1 protein-coding gene is annotated in these 371 nt (G+C 53.4%); it reads right to left on the bottom strand.

Annotated features, from left to right (window positions below; translation table 11 throughout):
* The coding region (locus B2Z72_RS15155; RefSeq protein ID WP_297005219.1) for an ATP-NAD kinase family protein at positions 1–371 on the bottom strand (371 nt) is incomplete at both ends.

Here is a 371-nt window from a genome sequence, read left to right as displayed (position 1 = left end):
CAGTACCAGTTCTTCAGATTCAATGCCGCCCATTTTTACCGACTGAACAAAATGGCCCAGTTGTGGCACCCGCATTTCACCATAATGCCGTGCACGGACCTGATCATGACGGAAAGCCTCTTCATCAAGATCACGCACTTCCGCTTCTTTAATATCGATCAGTTTGCCTTCCAGCAGAGCACGCACGACCTCACCACTGGCTGCCGGCGTAATGCCGTAAACCGCAGAATGAATTTTAACGCCGGCAGGAATACCCAATACCGGAATATCATCCCCCACGATGGCACAGATATCACGGGCAGTACCGTCGCCACCGGCGAACAACAACAAATCGACAGCAGCAGCGGCCATTGCTTCAGCAGCCAGGCGGG

Source organism: Thalassolituus sp. UBA6592, assembly GCF_002433655.1.
Classification (GTDB): domain Bacteria; phylum Pseudomonadota; class Gammaproteobacteria; order Pseudomonadales; family Oceanobacteraceae; genus Venatoribacter.
The sequence above is the reverse complement of the archived record's forward strand: the minus strand, read 5'-3'. Positions and strand labels throughout refer to the sequence as shown.